Source organism: Brachybacterium sp. SW0106-09 (assembly GCF_001293905.1).
GTDB lineage: Bacteria > Actinomycetota > Actinomycetes > Actinomycetales > Dermabacteraceae > Brachybacterium > Brachybacterium conglomeratum.
In genome coordinates, this window is sequence record NZ_BCAK01000058.1 from 98,372 (window position 1) to 118,243 (window position 19,872).

Annotated in this window: 18 protein-coding genes and 1 riboswitch; of the genes, 11 read left to right on the forward strand and 7 right to left on the reverse strand. The window is 74.3% G+C overall.

Features of this window, described 5'->3' with window-relative positions:
- Positions 1-231 precede the first annotated feature (231 nt).
- Positions 232-2,013, forward strand: coding sequence for an HNH endonuclease (locus Y09_RS16025; protein WP_053918867.1), 1,782 nt, complete (start codon positions 232-234; stop codon positions 2,011-2,013).
- A gap of 60 nt (positions 2,014-2,073) precedes the next feature.
- On the opposite strand, the gene Y09_RS16030 is transcribed toward Y09_RS16025, so the two are convergent.
- The gene (locus Y09_RS16030; protein WP_053918868.1) at positions 2,074-2,673 is read right to left on the reverse strand and encodes a trans-aconitate 2-methyltransferase; all 600 of its coding nucleotides are present in this window, start codon (positions 2,671-2,673) and stop codon (positions 2,074-2,076) included.
- 125 nt (positions 2,674-2,798) lie between these two features.
- Between Y09_RS16030 and Y09_RS16035 the strand changes: the two genes are divergently transcribed.
- Positions 2,799-4,007, forward strand: a complete 1,209-nt coding sequence (locus Y09_RS16035; protein ID WP_053918869.1) for a glycosyltransferase — start codon at positions 2,799-2,801, stop codon at positions 4,005-4,007.
- Positions 4,004-4,762 carry a PIG-L deacetylase family protein gene (locus Y09_RS16040; protein WP_053918870.1) on the forward strand — a complete coding sequence of 253 codons (759 nt, stop codon included), beginning with the start codon at positions 4,004-4,006 and terminating at the stop codon, positions 4,760-4,762. The genes Y09_RS16035 and Y09_RS16040 overlap by 4 nt, the downstream gene beginning before the upstream one ends.
- A gap of 18 nt (positions 4,763-4,780) precedes the next feature.
- Here Y09_RS16040 and Y09_RS16045 read toward each other — a convergent pair whose 3' ends face one another.
- On the reverse strand, positions 4,781-5,518 hold the full coding sequence (locus tag Y09_RS16045) for an endonuclease/exonuclease/phosphatase family protein (protein WP_053918895.1): 738 nt from the start codon (positions 5,516-5,518) through the stop codon (positions 4,781-4,783).
- Positions 5,515-6,570 carry an ADP-ribosylglycohydrolase family protein gene (locus Y09_RS16050; protein WP_053918871.1) on the reverse strand — a complete coding sequence of 352 codons (1,056 nt, stop codon included), beginning with the start codon at positions 6,568-6,570 and terminating at the stop codon, positions 5,515-5,517. The genes Y09_RS16045 and Y09_RS16050 overlap by 4 nt, the downstream gene beginning before the upstream one ends.
- 70 nt (positions 6,571-6,640) lie before the next feature.
- On the opposite strand from Y09_RS16050, the gene Y09_RS16055 reads away from it, so the two are divergent.
- The 6 genes from Y09_RS16055 (at position 6,641) to Y09_RS16080 (ending at position 13,327) form a co-directional block, all read left to right on the forward strand.
- Complete coding sequence (locus Y09_RS16055; RefSeq protein ID WP_053918872.1) at positions 6,641-7,444, forward strand: hypothetical protein; 804 nt, start codon at positions 6,641-6,643, stop codon at positions 7,442-7,444.
- A 31-nt stretch (positions 7,445-7,475) separates the two neighbouring features.
- Entirely contained in the window at positions 7,476-9,500 is a 2,025-nt protein-coding gene (locus tag Y09_RS16060; protein WP_053918873.1) for a M13 family metallopeptidase, read from the forward strand.
- A complete protein-coding gene (locus tag Y09_RS16065) occupies positions 9,497-10,063 on the forward strand; it encodes a hypothetical protein (protein WP_053918874.1) in 567 nt (188 codons plus the stop codon). Before Y09_RS16060 ends, Y09_RS16065 begins: the two co-directional genes overlap by 4 nt.
- A gap of 31 nt (positions 10,064-10,094) precedes the next feature.
- Positions 10,095-10,200: riboswitch (TPP riboswitch) on the forward strand.
- A gap of 47 nt (positions 10,201-10,247) precedes the next feature.
- The gene (locus Y09_RS16070; RefSeq protein WP_053918875.1) at positions 10,248-10,829 is read left to right on the forward strand and encodes an ECF transporter S component; all 582 of its coding nucleotides are present in this window, start codon (positions 10,248-10,250) and stop codon (positions 10,827-10,829) included.
- Between the two features lie 26 nt (positions 10,830-10,855).
- Complete coding sequence (locus Y09_RS16075; protein ID WP_053918876.1) at positions 10,856-12,913, forward strand: ATP-binding cassette domain-containing protein; 2,058 nt, start codon at positions 10,856-10,858, stop codon at positions 12,911-12,913.
- A 12-nt stretch (positions 12,914-12,925) separates the two neighbouring features.
- Positions 12,926-13,327: an ankyrin repeat domain-containing protein gene (locus tag Y09_RS16080; RefSeq protein WP_053918877.1), complete on the forward strand. Its 402-nt coding sequence runs from the start codon at positions 12,926-12,928 to the stop codon at positions 13,325-13,327.
- A 16-nt stretch (positions 13,328-13,343) separates the two neighbouring features.
- Here the strand turns inward: Y09_RS16080 and Y09_RS16085 are convergent, their stop codons facing one another.
- The 4 genes from Y09_RS16085 to Y09_RS16100 all read right to left on the reverse strand — a co-directional run bounded on the left by Y09_RS16085 (position 13,344) and on the right by Y09_RS16100 (position 16,052).
- Positions 13,344-13,820 carry a GNAT family N-acetyltransferase gene (locus Y09_RS16085; RefSeq protein ID WP_234695770.1) on the reverse strand — a complete coding sequence of 159 codons (477 nt, stop codon included), beginning with the start codon at positions 13,818-13,820 and terminating at the stop codon, positions 13,344-13,346.
- A gap of 29 nt (positions 13,821-13,849) precedes the next feature.
- Positions 13,850-14,881 carry an Fpg/Nei family DNA glycosylase gene (locus Y09_RS16090; RefSeq protein WP_053918879.1) on the reverse strand — a complete coding sequence of 344 codons (1,032 nt, stop codon included), beginning with the start codon at positions 14,879-14,881 and terminating at the stop codon, positions 13,850-13,852.
- Positions 14,881-15,369 carry a ribose-5-phosphate isomerase gene (locus Y09_RS16095; RefSeq protein WP_053918880.1) on the reverse strand — a complete coding sequence of 163 codons (489 nt, stop codon included), beginning with the start codon at positions 15,367-15,369 and terminating at the stop codon, positions 14,881-14,883. The genes Y09_RS16090 and Y09_RS16095 overlap by 1 nt, the downstream gene beginning before the upstream one ends.
- 62 nt (positions 15,370-15,431) lie before the next feature.
- Positions 15,432-16,052 (reverse strand): hypothetical protein, encoded by a 621-nt coding sequence (locus tag Y09_RS16100; RefSeq protein WP_053918881.1) that lies wholly within the window; start codon positions 16,050-16,052, stop codon positions 15,432-15,434.
- A 127-nt stretch (positions 16,053-16,179) separates the two neighbouring features.
- Between Y09_RS16100 and Y09_RS16105 the strand changes: the two genes are divergently transcribed.
- Both Y09_RS16105 and Y09_RS16110 read left to right on the forward strand, forming a co-directional pair.
- On the forward strand, positions 16,180-17,946 hold the full coding sequence (locus Y09_RS16105; RefSeq protein WP_053918882.1) for an ABC transporter ATP-binding protein: 1,767 nt from the start codon (positions 16,180-16,182) through the stop codon (positions 17,944-17,946).
- On the forward strand, positions 17,943-19,790 hold the full coding sequence (locus Y09_RS16110) for an ABC transporter ATP-binding protein (RefSeq protein WP_053918883.1): 1,848 nt from the start codon (positions 17,943-17,945) through the stop codon (positions 19,788-19,790). The genes Y09_RS16105 and Y09_RS16110 overlap by 4 nt, the downstream gene beginning before the upstream one ends.
- Positions 19,791-19,872 lie beyond the last annotated feature (82 nt).

Consider the following 19,872-nt stretch of genomic DNA (forward strand, 5'->3'; position numbering starts at 1 on the left):
CGAACCATTCACGCGACGAGCCCGACGAGGCACGCGCGGCGGACAACCATACGCCACGTCACGCATGACCAGCACTCTCACCGCGCAGACGTCGACACGGCCACCTCGACCTTTCCTCCACACACCCACGTTCTCCACAGCTCTGTCCACATTTACAAGGAGACCGTCGGATTCATCCACGGATTCCCCCCGGGCCTGGTGTCACAAATCGCACACAAGTACGATGGAGGCATGGATCATACGAGACTGCAGGACGACGGGGACCGCCCCGGCGGGGACTCACCCCGCCCCGGCGCAGAGCCCCCGTCGGCCCGCGCGTCCGGGCCTGACGGCGGTTCTGAGCCGGCCGGCGGCTCTGCAGAGGTCGACGTCCTGGATCGGGCCGCCGCGCAGCTCGCAGGCCTCGGCGCCGATCCGTCGGCCCGCGCGGTCCTCGCCGAGGTGCTGACCTCCACCCTCCACGCCTTCACCCGCACCCGGTCCACGCGCGATCCGCTGCCGGACACCGCCCCCGGCAGCGCCGAGGAGGCCCTCGCCGTGCTCGCCGGGCTCGATCACCTGCGCTCCGCACTCGCCGCGATCGACTCGATCTGGCAGGTGCAGGCCGAGCAGAGGATCGCTCGCGACGACGAGGCGCACGACGTCCCCGCCTCCCGCCGGGGAAAGGGTGCATCCCACGAGATCTCGCTCGCCCGTCGCGTCTCCCCCTCCTCCGGCTCCTACTCCCTCGCCGCGGCGAGGCGGCTCGTCCAGCAGCTACCCGGCACCACCTCTGCGCTGCGCAGCGGACGACTCACCGCAGAACAGGCCTCGACCGTCACGACCACGCTCGACGGCGCCTCCCCGGAGACCTGTGCACGGATCGACCGACTGATCGCCGAGGACCCCGAGGCGCTGCAGGGACGCGGGAGGAAGCGCCTGGCCTCCGACCTGCGCGGCATGGTCCAGCAGCTCGAGCCCGAGGGCTCACGGGACCGGGCCGAGCGCGCCGCACGCGCACGCCACGTGACGATGACGCCGCTGGCCGACGGGATGGCGCGGCTCAGCGCGGTGCTGCCCGGCCTCGAGGCGACCTCCGTGATGCAGACCCTCCGGGCCCGCGCCGAGTCGCTCCGCGCCGCCGGCTCCCGCACACCCGCACGCGCCCTCGAGGCGGACCTGCTGGTGGATACCGTGCTGCGAGCAGCCCCCAGGCGCACCGCCCTCACCCCCACCGCCTCCCGGCCACGGCTCGACCTCGGCATCGTCATCACCGACAGGGCGCTGCTCGGTCGCGGTGACGAGGAGGAGTGCGCCCTGCTCGAGGGCTACGGAACGATCCCCGCCCACGTCATCACCGACACCCTGCAGGGCCGGCCTCCGGGACGGATTCACGAGGTGGGGTCCGAGGATCCGCCGGTCATCAGCGGGACTCCTGCTGCGGAAGGTCCGTTCGACGCCGACGATCCCGTAGGGACCAACGATCCACACGGTGCCGGTGCCAGCGATCCACCGGACCCATCCGCCTCGATCGAGCACCCCGACCAGGAAGCCGCCGCCGTCTTCCGTCGGCTGTACGCGAGTCCGCGCCCGGGCGAGCTGGTGGCGATGGAGTCCCGGGCGCGCGCCTTCCCCGTCGGGCTCTCCCGGCTGATCCGTCTGCGGGACGTCACCTGCCGCACGCCCTGGTGCAATGCGGTGATCCGCCACATCGACCACGTCGTGCCCCATCACCGCGGCGGGCCGACCAGCTACGAGAACGGCCAGGGCCTGTGCGTGCGCTGCAACGTGGCCAAAGAGCACGGGCAGTGGGAGGTCACGGCAGCCGACGCGGAGGCCGGGGCCGGGGCCGGGGCCGACGGCGCGACCCGACATCGCTGGATCAGCCCGCACGGAGCCGTCGGCTACTCGTCCCCGCCGAGCGTGGTCCCTCCGCCCCTCCGCGCCGAAGGGTCCTCTCATACCTCTGGGGACGACTCCGCCCCGACGGAGGACGGGGGCTCCCCGCTCGGCGGCGATGCAGGAACTCCGTGACTCCCGCCGCCCCGCCGCCTACGCTCGCGCTGACGGCCGACGGACCGACTGGATCCCGGCTCAGCGCACCTTCCGGGCCAGCGTCGTGATGACGTGCCAGTGCTTCTTCTCCGCGAGGAAGCGGCCGTCCTCGTCCCGCACCGAGCGGTCGATCACGTGGAAATCGCGGAACATCGCGTCGATCTCGTGGAGCGGGAGCGTGGCGACATCGGGCAGCTCCGCCCAGGAGTCGTGGGGGCCGAAGAAGTCCACCGCCATCACCCCGCCGCGCGGGAGGGCGCCGACGAGCTTCGCCCACACCTCCGGCAGCGCCTCCGGGCCGAGCAGGCCCAGGGTGTAGGTCGAGTAGACGATCTGCGCGGACGGGAACTCCGCCACGTCCTGGATGTCGGTGTGGTGGAAGGTCACCGAGCCGCTCATGCGCTCGTTCTCCACCAGGCGGGCAGCGAGGGTGTCGTCGCTGTCGTAGGCATGGACCTGCCAGCCGCGCCGGGCGAACTGGAGGGAGTCGGCACCGGCGCCGGCCCCCAGATCGAGCACGACCCCGGGACGGCGGTCACCTCCGGCCGCAGAGATCGCCTTCCCCACGAGCCGACGGGCGGGACGGCCCGCGGCGTGGGCGTTCAGCGCCGCCCAGTCAACCTTCTCCGCCGTGTCCATGTCTGTCAGGCTCCACCATGCTGATTCCCGGTTCAACTTCCCGTGACCCAGGCCGCGTCCTATTTCGTCACGGGCGAACAGCGGCCCCTCGGAGCGCCGCCGCGCGGCCCCTCTAGGATGGCGGGATGACGGCCACCTCCCTGCGGATCGCCGCGGTCTGCCTGCACACCTCACCGCTCACCGAGCCCGGAGGCGCGGACGCGGGCGGCATGAACGTCGTGGTGCTCGAGCAGTCCCTCGCCCTCGCCCGGCTGGGCCATCGCGTCGACCTCTTCACCCGACGCTCCGACCCCGACGCCCCGGCCGTGGTCGAGGTCGCCGACGGGGTGCGCCTGCTGCACCTCGACGCCGGGCCCGCCGCCCCCGTCGCCAAGGGCGACATGGACGCGATGATCCGGCCCTTCCGCGAGCAGCTGCGGCCGCACCTCGCGGGCGGCGAGTACTCCCTCGTCCACTCCCACCACTGGTTCAGCGGCGTCTCCGCCCTGCCCCTCGCGCGGGAGCTCGACCTCCCCCACCTGCAGTCCTTCCACTCGGTCGCGGCGCCCGAGGGCTCCTCGACGCTCGAGGCCGGGGAGCCGGCGGAGTCCGAGGGCCGCATCCCCGGCGAGCAGTTCGCCGCGACCGGCTCCGACCTGGTCATCGCCGTTTCCGACGCGGAGGCGCGCACCGTCGTGGAGCGCTACGGCGTCCCCGGCGAGCGCCTCGCCGTGGTCCGCCCCGGCGTGGACGTGGAACGCTTCCACCCCTGCGAGGACGTGCAGGCCCGGCGCCACCGCCCCACCCTCCTGTTCACCGCGCGGATCGAGCCGCTGAAGGGCCCCGACCTGGCGCTCGAGGTCCTCGCCCGGCTCGACCCCGCACGGGGCGCGCGGCTCGTGCTGGCCGGCTCCGCCGCCCCCGCCTTCGCCGAGTACCTCGAGTCGCTGCGGGCGCTGGCGAAGGAGCTCGGCGTCGAGGACCGGGTCGAGATGGTCGGCACCCTGGACCGCGATCAGCTCGCCGAGGCGATGCGCTGCGCCGGCGCGCTGCTGCTGACCAGCTGGTCGGAGACCTTCGGTCTCGTCGCCCTCGAGGCGCAGGCCAGCGGCACCCCCGTCCTGGCCTGGCGCGCGGCCGGCGGGGTGCGGGAGGCCGTCGCGCCCGACGGCCTGGTGCAGGGCAGCCGCGATCCCGACGTCTGGGCCGAGACCCTCGAGGCGCTCCTCGACGACGAGGACCGCTACGCGGTGGCGGTCAGCGCCGCCCGCGAGTTCGCCGCCTCCCGCACCTGGGAGGCGACCGCCGAGGCGCTCGCCTCCCAGTACACCCGTCTCGTGGAGGAGCGCGCATGAGCACCGACCCCTGGCAGCTGCTCGGGACCGCACGCACCGTGCTCGCCGTCCACGCCCATCCCGACGACGAGTCGCTCTCCACCGGCGCGCTGCTCGCCGCGCTCACCGCCGACGGCACCCGCGTCGTGCTCGTCACCGCGACCCGCGGCGAGGAGGGCGAGGTCGTCCCCGGCGCCGTCGCCGACGGGGACGAGCGCCCCCTGGAGGAGATCCGGGAGCAGGAGATCGATGCCGCGACCGCCGCGCTCGGGATCGCCGAACGGCACTGGCTGGGCACCGCTCCTGCTCTCGCGGCCGGCGCGGCCCCGCGCCGCTACCGCGACTCGGGCATGGCCTGGGTGCGCGAGGGGCTCGCCGGCCCCTCCGCCGACGCCGGCCCCGACAGCTTCTCCCTCGCCCCGCTCGAGCAGGCCACGGACGACCTCGTCGCCCTCGTCGAGCAGTCCCGTCCGGACGTGCTGATCGGCTATGACGACGAGGGCACCTACGGGCATCCCGACCATGTGCGCGCCCACCACGTCGCCGTCGCCGCGGCCGAGCGGACCGGTGTGCCGCTGGTGCAGATCGCGAGCGACGCCGCGGCACCGGGCACCGTGGTGCGCGATCTCCCGCAGACCGCGGACGCGGTGGAGCGGGCGGTGGACTCCTACCGGACCCAGCTCACGCTGCGCGGACCGGTCGAGGGCGGGTTCGCGATCCGGCACGTCGGCGGGCAGGACGACACGGTCGCCCTGCGCACCGGGCTCCGGGGCTGAGCACCCCGCTCAGGGGCGTCAGAGGCTGACGTCCAGCAGCGTCGGCAGGTGATCGCTGGCGCCCGAGAGCCGCTCCTCGCCGACCCGCGCGGTGGAGCGGACGGCCCGTGCGCCGCGCACCTGCACGCCCTCGCCGACGAGGATCGCGTCGATCCGGCGCACCGGTCCGGCCGCCGGGAAGGTGTGCTCGGACTGCCCGGCAGGGTCCCGCAGCAGCGGATCGAGCAGACGCCGCGCCGCGCCGTCGGCGGTCTCGTTGAGGTCGCCGCCGACGATCACCGGCGCCCCCGCCCCGCGCACCAGCGCCGCGACGTGCTCGGCATGGCGCAGACGGTTGTCCTCCTGGAGCGCGAAGTGGAGCGAGGAGACGACGACCTCGCCGCCGCCGGGCACCGACAGCCGCACCGCGGCGACCCCGCGCGGGTAGGTGGAGTTCAGGTCCGTGACGCTCTGCGCGACCGGGTGCATGCCGCGGCGGATCACCTGCGCGGCGACGTCCTCGGTCGCGAGGATCGCGAGGCCCCGCCCGCCGAGCCCGCCGACCAGGACCCTTCGGCCGATGCGCCGGGCGAACCAGGCCAGCCGCGTCGTGGGCAGCACGAAGCGGGGCGCCTCCTGGACCAGCAGCAGGTCGGGGTCGAGATCCTCGACCGCCTCGATCAGCGCGTGCAGGTCGCCGCGCAGCTCCCACAGGTTCCAGGACAGGATCCGCAGGTCCCGGCCGCCGCGCCCCGCACCGACCCGGGCGGCGCTCACGGGCACGGCTCCTCGGCCACCTGCGGGGCGATCACCCGCTCGACGAGGTTCGTGAGCTCCTCGACCTCGTAGCCGGGCCAGCCGAACAGGACCCGTCGCCACTCGGGCGGGACGGCCTTGTGGCCGAGCGCCGCCCCCATCAGGGAGCCGGTGATGCAGGCGACGGTGTCGGTGTCGTAGCCGGCCCGGGCCGCGGCCTCGAGCGCCGCGACCAGTGCGTCGCGCTGGGCGAACTTCCCCTCGGGGATCGGGCCGACGCCGGCGATCGCCGCCCACGCCGCCTGGAAGGCGCCGACGACCCAGCCGTTGCGTCGGAACATGACCGGGGTCGACTCCTCCGCCTCCTCGATCCGGTCCTGCCAGATCGTGCGGCGCTCGGGCTCGAGCTGGTCGAGGCCGACGCGCACGTCGAGCTCGCCGGTGAGGATCGCGTGGCGCACGGCGAAGCCCCACAGGATGCAGGCCTCGATCGTGTCCGGATGCACGTGTGTCAAGCGGCACACCGAGGCGATCGCCTCGGCCGCGTCCGCGTCCGGGGAGAGCAGATAGGGCAGCACCGAGGCGTGGGCGCGCATCAGGGAGCCGTTGCCCGCGGAGGTCGGGTGGTCCTCGTGCGCCTTCGCGGCCGCGGCCCGGAAGTCGACCGCGCGGGGCGCGTAGTGGCCGGCCGCGCGGCCGATGTCCGCCGCGGAGCGCAGCACGTGGGAGGTGAGGTTCCCGATGTCCGGCGTGCCCAACGACCACGAGTACCACTCGCGCGCGATGTGGTCCTGCGCGGACTCGAGCCGCAGGTCATGGTGGTCCGAGGCGGCTAGAGCGGCTTCGAGCACGACGATCGCCATCGAGGTGTCGTCGGTCCACTCCCCCGGCTGCCAGCCGAGCACGCCGCCGCCGATCATGTCGATCTCCTCGGAGTCGACGACGGGGGCCTGGAACTCGTAGGGCGCTCCGAGCGCGTCCCCGGTCGCCGCGGCCACGACGGCGCCGACCGCCCGCTGCCGCTGCGCCGCGGTCAGCCCGGGGGCCTGGGAAAGCTTCTCGTGGGTCCTCACGAACCCATGGTTCCACAGGTCAGCCCCGGGCCGAGCCCCGTTACCCTGGTGGGGACCGAGAAGGAGCCCCATGACCGACACCCCCGCGGAGCCCCGCCCGCACTGCGACGACCCCCACGATCCCCATGACCACACCGGTCATGACCATCCCCCCACCGGGGCGGATCTCGTCCGGGACCTCGTCAAGGGCCTGTCGATCCAGGCCCTGCTGATCCCCGCCCTCGCGATCGTGATGCTGGTGGCGATCCTGCCCTTCGCCCCCACCACGCCGGTGCCGCTGCTGCTGGGCATCGGGCTGGGCGCCCTGCAGCTCGTCTCCCTCGTTGCGACGAGCCTCTTCGTCGCCCGCACCCGCCGCCAGCTCGCCGTGAACCCGGGGCTGGTCGCGGTGCGCAGCGTGCTCGAGGAGGTGCTGCGCATCGCCGCGGTGCTGCTCGCTCTCGTGCTGTGGCCGGCCGACATCCGCTCCGAGCTCGGAGTGTGGGTGGGCGCCGGCTGCGCGCTGGTGTGGATCGTGCTGGCGACCGCGCAGACCATCGCGACCCGGCGCCGCATCGCCGAGCCCGGCGACTGGTCCGAGGAGGCGATCTCGACCCTGCTCTCCCAGCGCGTCGGCGCCCGTGAGGCCGTCGTGATGCGCCTGCTGGACGTGCTCGGCACCGTGATGTTCCAGCTCGGCGCGACCGTGCTCGTGATCCTCTCGCCCGTCCTCGCCATCGGCACCGCCGTGCTCTCGATCGGCGCCGGGCTGTCGACCCTCGTCCTCCAGCGCAGGCCGCCGGCGGAGCGCTCCCGCACCCCCTGGGCGTACATGCCCGTCGCCCTCGGTGCGCTGACCTTCGCCCTGGCCGTGCTCGGACTGCTGAGCCTCTGACCGACCGACCCCACCACCCCCGCAGGAGCCGATGATGACCGCTGCCCTCCCCTCCGGACTCGACCTCGAGCAGGTCGACGCCGCCGCCCGCCCCCAGGACGACCTCTTCGGCCACGTCAACGGCCGCTGGCTCGCCGAGCACGTGATGCCCGCCGACCGGTCCAGCGACGGCGCCTTCCACGCGCTGCGCGACCTGTCCGAGGAGCGGGTGCGGGAGATCGTCGAGGAGGCGGCCGACGATGTCGCGCGCACCGCGGACGCGGCGGGGACCCTGCCGGTCCCGACCACCGACCACGCCCGGATCGGCATGCTGCACCGCATGTTCATGGACACCGAGGCGATCGAGGCCGCCGGCCTGTCCGGCCTCGCCGGCCTGCTCGACGAGATCGGGGCGACCCGGGACCTCGAGGGCCTCGTGCGCCGGATGGCGGCGCCCGACTCGGGGGCCTCGGCGGTGCTCGCCTATGTGTGGACCGACGACCACGACTCCTCCCAGTACCAGGTCAAGATCCATCAGGGAGGCCTCGGCCTGCCCGACGAGTCCTACTACCGCGAGGAGCACCACGCCGAGACCCGCGAGGCCTATGCCGCGCACCTGGCGAACCTCGCCCGCCTCGCCGAGCTGCCCGGCCGTGCGGGGCTCGCCGCCGGCGGCCCCGAGGAGCTCGCCCACGCCGTGCTCGACTTCGAGACCCGCCTGGCCGCCTGCCACGTCGACGTGGTCCGCCTGCGCGACCGGGAGAAGTCCGACAACCCCATGGACGCCGCGCAGCGCCGCGAGCTCGCCCCCGCCTTCCCCTGGGACGCGTTCATCGAGGGCACCGGCGCACCGGCCACGGCCTTCGACGTGGTCTCCGTCGGCCAGCCCGAGTTCGTCTCCGCCGCCGCGGAGCTGCTGGCCGGCGAGGACCTCGCCGTGCTGCGCACCTGGCTCGCCCTGCACACCGTCTCCTCCTACGCCCCCTATCTCCCCGCCGCGCTGGTCGAGGAGGACTTCGACTTCTCCGGTCGCGTCCTCTCCGGTGCGGAGGAGCTGAAGGAGCGGTGGAAGCGGGGCGTGGCCCTGGTCGAGGGCGCGGTCGGCTTCGCCGTCGGCCGCGAGTACGTCACCCGCCACTTCCCCGCCGTCCACAAGGAGCGTATGACCGCGCTGGTCGACGCCCTGATGGACGCCTACCGCGACTCGATCAGCTCGTTGGACTGGATGACCCCGGCCACCCGCGAGAAGGCGCTCGCGAAGCTCGAGAGGTTCACCCCGAAGATCGGGTACCCGGAGAAGTGGCGCGACTACGACGGCCTCGAGCTCGTCCCCGGCGACCTCGTCGCGTCCGTCCGCGCCTCCCGTCGTTTCGAGGCGGACTTCGAGTTCTCGAAGGTCGGCGGGCCGATGGACGAGACCGAGTGGCACATGACCCCGCAGACGGTCAACGCCTACTACAACCCCGGCCGGAACGAGATCGTCTTCCCCGCCGCGATCCTCCAGCCCCCGTTCTTCGACGCGGAGGCCGACGACGCCGTGAACTTCGGCGGGATCGGCGCGGTGATCGGCCACGAGGTCGGCCACGGCTTCGACGACCAGGGCTCGAAGTACGACGGGGACGGCAACCTCGTCTCCTGGTGGACGGCGGAGGATCGCGAGGCCTTCGACGCCCGCGCCGCCCGTCTCATCGCGCAGTACTCGGAGCTCTCCCCGCGCGAGCTCGACGACTCCCACCGCGTCAACGGCGCCCTCACCATCGGCGAGAACATCGGCGACCTCGGCGGGCTCTCCATCGCGGTCAAGGCCTATCTCGCCAGCCGCTCCGAGGAGCAGGCCGCGGCCGAGCTCGACGGGCTCACCGGCCTGCAGCGCGTGTTCTGGTCCTGGGCGACCGTGTGGCGGGGCCGGAACCGGCCCCAGGAGGCGATCCGCCGCCTGGCCGTGGACCTCCACGCGCCGATGGAGTTCCGCTGCAACACGGTCGCCGGGCACCTCGACGAGTTCCATGAGGCCTTCGACGTGCGCGAGGGCGATGGCATGTACCGCGCTCCCGAGGAGCGGGTGAGCATCTGGTGAGGCCCGATGCGCCCTTCCACGTCGGGCGGACGGTGCCCTCCTCCGTGGGCTGGACCCGCGTCGTCGTCACCGTGGTGGCGGGCCTGATCGTGTCGGGCCTGCTGCTGCAGCGCGGATCGGCTCCGGGTGCGATCGCGGTGCTCGCCGCCTTCGCGCTGCTGGCGCTGTGGACGTGGATGGGCCAGGCCACCCGCTTCGTGGTCGACGAGCACGGGGTCACCGTCAGCCTCGGCGGCTTCCTCCCCCGCCGGGTCTGGCCGATCGAGGACTTCCGCACCGTGCAGCTGCGGGAGATTCCCACCGGCACCGTGGGCGTCGCCCTCGGCGGCTACGGCTGGCGGCGCGGGAGGGCGATGACCCCGAAGCCCGAGGAGCTCACCCCCGTCGGCCGGCGGAAGATCTTCACCCTCGCCGAGCAGCAGCGACCCTATCGGATGCTGGTCACCCGGCCGGGCACGAGCGTGGAGATCATCGGGACGAAGGACACCTGCTACATCCTCTCCCCCGTCGACCCCCAGGCGGCCGCCGATGCGATCGACCAGGCCATCCGTGCCCGCCGCTGAGCGTGCTCCTGGGCTAGACTGTCTGCTCGTCATCCACTGACAGGGGAGCACCGTCCGGTGCTGAGAGTGCGCCGACGGCGCAGACCCTCGAACCTGATCCGGCTCGCACCGGCGTAGGGAGTCGGGATTTCCGTGGAGCACCGCCGGTGCTCCGCGCCCCTTCCAGGACCTGGGAGGAGACGTGATGACCCGTTATCGCACCGTCGATCTGCTGGTGACCGTGCTGATCGGGGCGGCCTTCGGGGTCGCCTTCCTCGGCTACGGCCAGCTCTACACCCTGATCGGCCCGCTGACCGCGGCGTTCAAGCCTGCCGAGGGGCTGCTGGCGGGGATCTGGTTCCTGCCGGCCGTGCTCGCCGCGCTGCTGGTGCGCAAGCCCGGCGCCGCCCTGCTCGCGGAGATGGTCGCCGCCGTGCTCTCGATGCTGCTGGGCAGCCAGTGGGGCTGGGGCACCGCCGTGTCCGGTCTCATGCAGGGCGGTGGAGTCGAGCTCGCCTTCCTGCTCACCCGCTACCGGCGCTTCACCCTGCCCGTGGCGGTGCTCGGCGGCGTGCTCTCTGCCTTGCTCGAATGGGGATGGGAGAAGGTCGCCTACTACCAGGAGATGAGCTGGGCCTTCTCCGGCACGATGCTCGCCTTCTTCCTGCTCTCGGGGGCGCTGCTGTGCGGGGTGCTGGGCTGGGCGGCGAGCCGGGCGCTGATCGCGACCGGCGCGGTGGACTCCCTGGCCTCCGGCCGGGAGGCGGCCCGCGCGGTGGAGGCCTGAGCACCGGGACCGTCCCGGCGGCGCCCGTGCACGTCGACCGGCTGCGCTGGCGGCCGCTCAGCCGGCGCGAGCCGACCATCGAGGGGCTCGACGTCGAGATCCCGCCCGGGCAGCGAGTGCTGCTGGCCGGGGCGAGCGGCAGTGGGAAGTCGACCGTGCTGCGGGCGCTGGCCGGGCTGCTGGACCCCGAGGACGGGGACGGCGAGGGGCTCGTCCCCGCGCCCAGCCGGCCCGGGGAGCGGGGCCTGCTGCTGCAGAACCCGGTGCACGCCCTCGTCGGCGCGACCGTCGCCCGCGACGCCGCCTTCGGACCGGAGAACGCGGGACTGCCCCGGCCGGAGCTCACCGAGCGCGCCGCCCGGGCGCTCGAGGCAGCGCGAGTCGACCTCGACCCCGAACGGGCGCCGCTGGACGCCTCGGGCGGCCAGCAGCAGCGGATCGCGCTGGCCGGCGCGCTGGCCCTGCGCCCCGACCTGCTGCTCCTGGATGAGCCGACCTCCATGCTCGATGCCCCGACGGCCGAGGAGGTGCGCCGGGCGATCCTCGCGGTCACGGGCCGCCGCACCCTCGTCGTCGCCGAGCACCGGATCGGGCCCTGGCTGCCGCACGTGGACCGGCTGATCGTGCTCGGCTCCCGCGCCCGGGTGCTCGCCGACGGGCATCCGGACCAGCTCCTCTCCCACCGTCGCGAGGTGCTGATCGAGGCGGGAGTGCTCGAGGAGGAGGCCGCCGCCGAGGAGGCACCGGGCCCTGTCGGGCCCGGCGAGACCGTCGCCGCGCTGCGCGGCGTCACCGTGCCCGCCCGGGGACTCACCGCACCGCAGGACCTCGAGCTGCGCGCTGGGCGGCTGACCGCGCTGACCGGCCCGTCCGGTGCGGGCAAGACCTCCCTCCTGCGCGTCCTCGTCGGCGCGACGGAGCCGGGAGCGGGCGCCGTGTCCCGCCCCGAGCCCTCCCAAATCGCCCTCGTCCCCCAGGACCCCGAGCACTCCTTCGTCGCGACGACCGTGCGGGAGGAGGTCCTCGCCTCCCCCTGGGCCACGGACGAGGACCTCGCGGACGAGCTCCTTCAGCGGGCGGGCCTGGCCCCGCTCGCCGGCGCCCACCCCCACCGCCTCTCCGGCGGCGAACAGCGCCGTCTCGCGATCGTCGCGGCCCTCGCCCAGCGGCCCGGCCTGCTCGTGCTCGACGAGCCGACCGTGGGCCTGGACGCCCGGCGGCGCCGCGAGGTGCTGGAGCTGCTGCGCGAGGCGAGGGCCCGCGGCACGGCGGTGCTCGCCGCGAGCCACGACGAGCTCCTCGTCGCCGCGGCCGACGCGCGCCACGACCTGCCCGCCCCGGCACCGGACGCGGTCCCCACGCCCGCGCCCCGCCGGGTCCCGGCCGACGCGCTGAACCCGCTGACGCTGAGCCTGATCGGGATCCTCGCCGCGATCGGCTCCTTCGCCGTGCAGAGCTGGCAGGGCGGGCTGCTCGCCCTCGCCCCGACCGTGCTGCTCGCCCCGCTGGCGGTGCGGAGCCTGCGCGGCGCGGCCCTGCGCCTGCTCCCGATCGTGCTCTCCGCGGCGGGGCTCGCCTGGACCACGGCGCTGCTGGGCGAGGCGCCGGCGCTGTCCGGGGAGGCATGGCTCGTCGGCCTCAAGGAGGCCGCGCGGATCACCGCCTTCGTCGCCCCCGGGGTGCTGGCCCTCGCCTCCGTGCGCCCCACCCCGCTCGGGGACGCGCTCGGCCAGCGCCTGCACCTGCCCGGACGGCCCGTCGCCGCCTCCGTGATCGCGCTGGTGCGGGTAGGGCATCTGGGCCGGCAGTGGGCTGCGATCCTCGAGGCACGCACTCGCCGCGGCCTCGGCGGTCCCCGCTCCCCCCGGGTGCTCGCGGGCGCCACCCTCGCCCTGCTCGTGGACACGCTGCGCGGCGCCGAGCAGCAGGCCCTGGCGATGGACTCCCGCGGCTTCGCGACCGCGACGCACCGCACCTGGGCGGCGCCGAGCCCCGTCGGACCCGCGGACCTGCTGGGGGTCCTGATCGCGGCGGGGCTGCTGGTGTGGCCGCTGATCGCCGAGCTGCTCGTCGGCCCCGCGTAATACGCTGGGGCGATGACCGACGACTCCCTGGATCCCGAGCTCATCGAGCTCGCCAACACCCTGCTCGACGCCGCCCGGAAGGGCGACGCCGAGACCGTGCGCGCCTTCCTCGACAACGGCGCGCCGGCGAACCTGCGCGACGCCTCCGGGAACTCCCCCCTCATGCTCGCCGCCTATCACGGGCACGCCGCGCTGGTGAGCGAGCTCGCCGCCCGCGGCGCCGACGTGGACCTGCTCAACGACCGCGGCCAGTCCCCGCTCGCCGGCGCCGCCTTCAAGGGTTTGACCGAAGTGGCGACGGCGCTGCTCGAGGCCGGGGCGGACCCGGACCTCGGCGAGCCGAGCGGCCTGGCGACGGCGCGCTACTTCGAGCGGGCCGAGATCGTGGAGCTGATCGAGGCGCGTCGGGCCTGAGCCGACGGGGACGGGATCAGGCGCTCGCGGGGCGCAGCACCATCGCGACGTGCTCGATCCCTGCCTCGAGGAACACGTCGCTCACCGTCTCGAAGCCCATCGAGGCGTACCACGTCTCGAGATACGCCTGGGCGTCGAGGTGCACCTCGGCGCTCGGGGCGAGCTGCCGGGCCCGCTCGAGCGCGGCGACCATGAGGCGCCTGCCGTGGCCGCCACGACGACGGTCCGCGCGCACCGCGACCCGGCCGATGCGGAGCGTGCCGTCCGTCTCCCGCAGCAGGCGCAGGTGCGCGATCGGCGCGCCCTCCTCCTCGAGCCACAGCAGCTCCGTGGTCGGCTCGAGCTCGCGCCCGTCGAGGTCCGCGTCGGTCGCGCCCTGCTCCATCGTGAACACGTCCTGGCGGAGCGTCACCAGCAGGTAGAGGGTGCGGGCGGAGAGGTCGTCGAGGACGGCGCGGTGCAGGTCGGGCGGGGCGACGGGCTGGTCGGGCATGGGCGTCAGGGTACTGCCGTCGGCACCGATCACCGCGCGAGCGCCCAGGGCGCGGCGGGGTGCTCGCGGGTCCATCCCGCGCGTCGGCTGCGGACCCGTTGGCAGCGCGGGCACCAGAACACCGTGCGGGCGGCGATCTCGCCCGAGCGCACCGTCGTCCCGCACAGCCGGCAGGGCAGGGTCTGGCGGTAGTAGACGTAGAAGGACTCCCCGCGGGGCACCACGTCCGGGTCCTCGTCCCCGTTCTGGCGGGTGCCGCGGGAGCGCTCGACGATCCGCGCCTCGATCTGCCGGTGCTCGGGCTGGGTGGTGACGATCCGTCCTGTCCGTGCGCCGTAGGCCATCAGCGCGACCAGGTCCTCCCACATCTCCTCGCACATCCCGGCGGTGAGATCGCGGCCGGGCACGAAGGGATCCAGCCTCGCCCGGAACAGCAGCTCGGCGCGGTAGATGTTCCCGATCCCGGCGACGACCTTCTGGTCCATCAGCAGCGCGCCGATCGTGGTGCGGGAGCGCCGGATCCCCTCGACGAAGCGGCGCCGTGCGGAGCCGTCGGGGTCCGGGCGCAGCGGGTCCGGGCCGAGCCGGTCCAGCACCCGCTGCCGGCCCTCGGCGTCCAGCACCTCGCAGGCGGTGGGGCCGGTGAGGTCGGCGAGGCCGCGGGGGCCGGCGATCCGCAGCCGCACCGTCTCCCGCGGCACGATCCGCCGCCAGTCGACGGTGCCCTCGCTCTCCTCCTCCCGCTCGCCGACGCGCAGGCGCGGGGCGCCGATCGCATGGGCATCGATGAAGCCGGGATCGCCCGCGAAGGTCCAGGACCCGTACAGGCCCAGGTGCACGTGGACGTGCCGCACCGACGGATCCGCCGGGTCGACGTCGGCCGTTGGGGCGAAGGGCAGGAAGAGGTGCTTGCCCACCGCCTCGGCGCCGAGCAGCACCTGGCCGTCGAGCCGTGCGGCGTCGGAGAAGCGTCCCTGGGGGCTGGAGGTGCGCACCCGCTGCCCGCCGAAGCCGCGCGCGAAGGCGGCGGCGAGCCGGTGGACGGTATGGCCCTCCGGCATCAGCGCGCGTCGGCGCCGGCGCCCTGGTCCTCGCTGTAGCCGCCGGTGGTCTCGTAGCGAGCGACCAGGTCGATGCGGCGCTGGTGGCGCTCCTCGCCGGAGAACGGCTCGGCCAGGAACAGGTCGATCAGCGCCTCGAGCTCCTCCTCGGAGTGCTGGCGCGCGCCGACGGAGATCACGTTCGCGTCGTTGTGCTCGCGGGCCAGGCGCGCGGTCTCCTCGTTCCACACCAGCGCGGCGCGGACGCCGGCGACCTTGTTCGCGGCGATCTGCTCGCCGTTGCCGGAGCCGCCGATCACGATGCCGAGCGAGCCGGGCTGCGCGACGACGGCCTCGCCCACGTCGGTGCAGAAGGGCGGGTAGTCGTCCAGGGCGTCGTACTCGTGGGCGCCGTGGTCGGTGACCTCGTGACCCTTCTTCTCCAGCTGGGTCACCAGGCGGTTCTTCAGCTCGAAGCCGGCGTGGTCGGTGCCGATGTGCACGCGCATGTCGTGGCTGTCTTCCTGTCGTGGGGTGGGGGTGGGAGACCCGTCGGGGACGGGCGGGGCGGTCAGCTGAAGTCGACGCCGCCGGAGCGGGAGCGCTTGAGCTCGTAGAAGCCGTCGATCTCGGAGAGGGTCGCGAGCGCATCGAGCAGCTTCCCGGCCTCCTCGCCCTTCGGGGCCGGGGAGACGACGGGGCCGAAGTAGGCGGTGCCCTCGCCGAAGGAGATCACCGGGGTGCCCACCTCGTCGCCGACGCGGGAGGTGGCGCCCTCGTGCGAGGCGCGCAGCGCCCTGTCGGTCTCGTCGCCGGCGACCGGCTCGTAGGCCTCGATCAGCTCGGCGGGCAGGCCCGCGTCGGCGAGCGCGGCGACGGCGGTGGCGCGACGGTCCTCGTTCTGGCCGCCCACGTGGTAGCGCTCCCCCCAGGCGGTGTACCAGCGGGCGAAGGCCTCGTTCCCCTCGGCCTCGCGGATCGCGATCGCCAGCCGGGCCGGGCCCCAGGAGTCGTCGAGCATGGCGCGATAGCCGGGATCGAGCTCGCGGCCCTCGTTGAGGACGGACAGCGACATCACCGAGTAGACCGGCGCGATCTCGCGCACCTCGGCGGCGTGCAGCAGCCAGCGGCTGGTCATCCAGGCGAAGGGGCAGACGGGGTCGACGAACAGCTCCACGCGACGGGCGCTCATGGATTCTCCTCGGGTCGGGGACTGGCGAGCCCCCATTGTCGCACCGGCGCGCCCGCCGTGCGTCGGTCCGCTCACGGCGGGGGAAAACACCTTGCCCCGCAGGGTCCGGACGGGTTGGATCGGACGAGTGCTCGACTCCTCCCCTGCCGCGGCCGCGGCGACCTCCTCCCCGGCGCGCCCCGCCCCCGGCGTGCTGCGCTCCATCGTGCGCACCCACCGTCGCACCCTCGCGCTCATCCTGCCGCTGGCGACCGTGTCCGAGGGCGTCGAGATGCTCATGCCGATCGTGCTGGGCCTCCTCATCGACCACGGCATCCTCGCCGGCGATCTGCGGCTGACGGTGCTGGGCGCGGCGGGGCTGATCCTGCTGCGCGTGCTGGGCGTGCTGCTGTGGGTGTGGACCTTCCTGCTCTCGCAGAAGGCGGTCATGTACGAGCGGCACCGGCTGCGGGTGGGCCTGACCGGCGCGGTGCTCGACCCGCGCTCGCGCACGGTGCGCCGTCCCGCCGGCGAGGTGCTCTCGATCGCGACGTCGGATGCGGACAAGGCGTCCGACGTGATGGACATGATCCCGTGGGTGGTCCCCTCGACCCTCGCGGTGCTGGGCGCGACCGCCTATCTCGCCGTGATGGACCTGTGGCTGGGACTCGCGATGGGGCTGGGCATCGTGGTGATGGTGGTGGTGATCCGCGTGATCACCCCGACCCTGTCCGCCCGCTACGACGACCAGCAGTCCCAGGCCGCGGAGGCCGCGGCGACCGCGACCGACCTCGTGCACGGGCTGCGGGTGCTGCAGGGCCTGGGCGTGCAGAGCCGGGCACGGGCGACCTACCGCCGTCGCTCCCGCACCGCGCTGGACGCGGCGCTGGTCAACGCCCGCTACTCGGGCCTCTCCTCGGGGCTCACGACCCTGGTGACCGGGACGATGCTCGCGGCGGTCGTGGTCCTCGCCTCGCTGCGCACCCTCGACGGCGCGCTGACCCTCGGCGTGCTGATCGCCGTGGTGGGCCTGGCCCGCTACGTGATGGGGATGCTGCAGGGCCTCTCCGGCGCCCCGGTGTGGTGGGCCGGCATGTCCACCTCGGCGCGTCGCGTGCGGGACCTGTACACGGACCTCGGCCGCACGGTCGACGACCCGGAGCTGACGCTGGACGTGCTCACCACGCAGCGCGACGAGCGCGGCGGCCGCGGGACGGGCCGACGCGGCGCCGCCGGCGGCCTCCACCTGCCGCTGCTGTCCGTCGCCGACGGCGAGGTGGTGGCGCTGGCCTGCGCGGATCCGGCCGACGCCGCGGACGTGATCGACGCGGTCAGCGGCCGCGTCGACGGCGGCGCCCGCGTGGGCGAGGTGGCGATCACGCCCGAGGACCGGCTGGGCCTGCGGGCGGACCTGCTCGTCGAGCCGCACGTCGTGGACCTCTTCGACGGCACCCTGCGCGAGCAGCTCGCGACCCGCGCCCCCGAGCAGGGCCCCTCGCCCGAGGCCGACGACGACGGCTGGGCCGACGCGGCGCTGCACGCCGCCGGCGCCGAGGACCTGCTGCGGATCCTGCCCGAGGGCTACGACACCCGCATCCTGGACCGCGGCGCGAACCTCTCCGGCGGGCAGCGGCAGCGGATCGCGCTCGCCCGCGCCGTCGCCGCGGACGCGCCGGTGCTCGTGCTGCACGACCCGACCACCGCGGTCGACGCCGTCACCGAGCAGAACATCGCCGAGGCGCTGGTCGCCGCACGGCACCGCACCGACCGGGCGACCCTGCTGGTCACCCGCGCCCCGGCGCTGCTGCAGGCGGCGGACCGCGTGGTCTTCGTCCGCGACGGGCGGATCACCGCCGAGGGCGAGCACACGGATCTGATGGGACACGAGACGTACCGGGAGGTGGTGCGGCGATGAGCGCACCTCAGAAGGCCGGCCTGGACTGGGACCGGCCGCTCGAGGAGGTCCTCGGCGAGGACGCGACCGCGCGCCGTCAGCTGGCCGAGCATGCGCAGCTGCTGCCCATCGCGGGCCCCGGCGCCTCGATGCGCTTCATGCTCGCGCGGCTGCGGGAGCACTGGCTCTCGGCCACGGCCACGCTGCTGATCACCGTCGGCGGCGCGGTCGCCGCCGCGATCCTCCCCCGTCTGATCGGCTCCGCCGTGGACGTGGTCGCCGACGGCGGCTCGAGCGCCGAGGTGTGGTCGCTGGGGCTGCGGATCCTCGGGGTCGGGGTGCTCCAGGCGGTGCTGATGGCGGCGGGCTGGTCGATGATCTCCGCGCTCGGCCAGCGGATCCTCGCCGGGATGCGCGAGGACGTGATCGACCGCGCCCTGGACCTGCCCGCGCAGACCATGGAGCGCACCGGCATCGGCGACGCCCTCTCCCGCGTCGCCGACGACGTGGACGTCGCCGCCCGTGCGGTGAACAACCTCGTCCCGAACCTCATCCAGCTCGGATTCCTGGTGCTGATCACCCTGGGCGGCATGGCGATGCTCTCGCCGTGGCTGCTGCTCATGGTCATGATCATCGTGCCGATGTACGTGCTGGCCGCGACCTGGTACCTGCGCCGCACCGGCCCGATCTACCGCCGCGAGCGGATCGCGATGGGCGCCCGCGCCCAGGGCCTGCTCTCCGCCATCCACGGCATCCCCACCGTGCACGCCTACGGCATCGAGCGGCGCGAGACCCGCCACGTGGCCGTGCTCTCGGAGACCGCCGCGCTGCTGAACATGCGCGTGATGCACCTGGTGAGCCGGCTGGTGCTGGGCCTGAACGTGCCCGAGAACCTGGCGCTGGCGATGGTGATCGGGGTCGGCTTCGTGCTGGTGCAGACCGGTGCGGCGCCCGTCGGCCTGGTCACCGCGGCGGCGGTGTACCTGGTGACCCTGTTCTGGCCGATGATGGCGGTGATCTTCAACCTCGACGAGGTCCAGTCGGCGCTGGCGAGCCTGGCGAGGATGGTCGGGGTGATCACCTCGATCGACCCGGCGGTCTCCCCCGGCACCGAGGTGCCCCGCGACGCCTCGATCCGCCTCGAGCAGGTCTCCCACGCCTACGGCGAGGACGAGGACGGCAACGAGCGGATCGTGCTGCGGCCGCTGGACCTCGAGATCGCCCCCGGCGAGACCGTCTCGCTGGTGGGCGCCTCCGGCGCGGGCAAGTCGACCCTCGCCGCGATCATGGCCGGCACTCTCGTCCCCCGCCACGGCCGGGTGCTGCACGGCGGTGCGGATCTCGCGAGCGCGGATCTCGAGGCCGTCCGACGCCATGCCTCGATCGTCTCCCAGGACGTGCACGTCTTCCGCGGCACGCTGCGGGAGGACCTGCAGCTGGCCGCCCCCGACGCCTCCGACGAGCTGCTGCGCGTGGCGCTGGCCAGGGTGGAGGCGCTCGCCTGGGTGGACCGGCTGCCGCAGGGCCTGGACACCGAGGTGGGCGAGAAGGGCGAGCGGCTCACCGCCGAGCAGTCCCAGCAGCTGGCCCTCGCCCGCGTCTCGCTGCAGGATCCCGCGGTGCTGATCCTCGACGAGGCCACGGCCGACGAGGGCTCCTCCGGGGCGCGGGTGCTCGAGCGCGCGGCGCTCGAGGTCGCCCGCGGCCGGACCACGATCATCGTCGCCCACCGCCTCTCGCAGGCGAAGGTCGCCGACCGGATCCTGGTGATGGCCGACGGCGCGGTCGTCGAGCAGGGCGCCCACGACGAGCTCGTCGCCCGCGGCGGGGACTACGCCCGGCTGTGGGAGGCCTGGGCGGGCTGAGCGCCCCGGGGCCGGGCTTGCCGGGACTCCACGGCCGGGACCGGCCCGGTCAGCGGCGGCGCAGGACCAGCGCGCCCGCGAC